We start from the raw sequence: 996 nt of genomic DNA, 5'->3' as shown, positions 1-996 counted from the left end.
GCGTGTGGTCTCGCCGGCTGGGCAGCGGACCGTCCCGCCTTCGAGGTTGATCGCGAATTCGTGCTTGGCGTAGCGGTCTCCATTTCGAACGCGCCACGGGCGGCAGATGATGTCCACGTCATTCGCAGCAGCCTCCTTGGTCCACTCGCCTGCCAGGAATCCTCGATCGAGGTACAGAGCTTCCACTTCGCCGAAACGCTCGACTTGCTCGCGCAGGGGGCCCGTCGCTTCGTGTTCTCGTTGGTTGGCCGGCTGCGCCGTCACTCCGAGGACCAAGCCATAGTCGAGTTCGCGTGCGATGAAGCGCTTGTAGCCTTCGATGGTTCGGGACCGCGACTTTCGTCCGTGTCTCATCTGCGGGTCCGTGATCGAGATCTGTCGGTCCTTGCTCGTGCCTCGCGTGATCCGACGTCCTCCTCGATCTGGGTCGGGCTCGAGGTCCTGCTGAAGGACGCGTTCGAGCTGCTCCAGGGCCTCCTGTACGCCCGAATTCGTGAGCGCCTCCTCGAGGTTGTCTTGCAGCCAAGTACGAAGGCGATCGACCTCGTCGAGCAGAGCTTGAAGGGCTCGATGCTGTTCGTCCTTGTCGTCCCAGTCGATATCGAGCGCAGCCTTGACGCTGCTGTTGCCGATCAACTTCAGGCCAGACGCGTTGAGCAACTGCTCGGGCTTCATCCCTCCTGCCTTCGCGGCACACAGAACCACGACCTCGAGTGCATGCGCGATGAGATTGAAGGTGTCCTCGACCCGACCCGCACCCCATAGAGGCGCCGAGTCGAGTGCGACGCGCAGCTGCTTGAAGCCAAAGCCTCCGGTGCGTCGAGCAACCGCGACCGACTGCTCCACCAGACGCAGGTGCTTACCGTGCTCGAGCATCCTCCGTCGGAACTCGACCAGAACGCCCTGCGAGAACGGTGCCGTTTCGGCGCCGTCGCAATCGAGCACCATCTGCCAACGCCGATCGAAGACCGCTGCTTCGACGGCCGCCGCATCCGA

At 63.3% G+C, this 996-nt stretch carries 1 protein-coding gene; it reads right to left on the bottom strand.

Features of this window, described 5'->3' with window-relative positions:
* Nucleotides 1–996, bottom strand: a 996-nt coding sequence (locus OEB96_RS00380) for a transposase (RefSeq protein ID WP_266213383.1), incomplete at both ends; no start/stop codon positions are given.

This window comes from Paraliomyxa miuraensis (genome assembly GCF_026337845.1).
GTDB classification, from domain to species: domain Bacteria; phylum Myxococcota_A; class Polyangia; order Nannocystales; family Nannocystaceae; genus Paraliomyxa; species Paraliomyxa miuraensis.
This window is presented reverse-complemented; position numbering and strand designations above follow the sequence as displayed.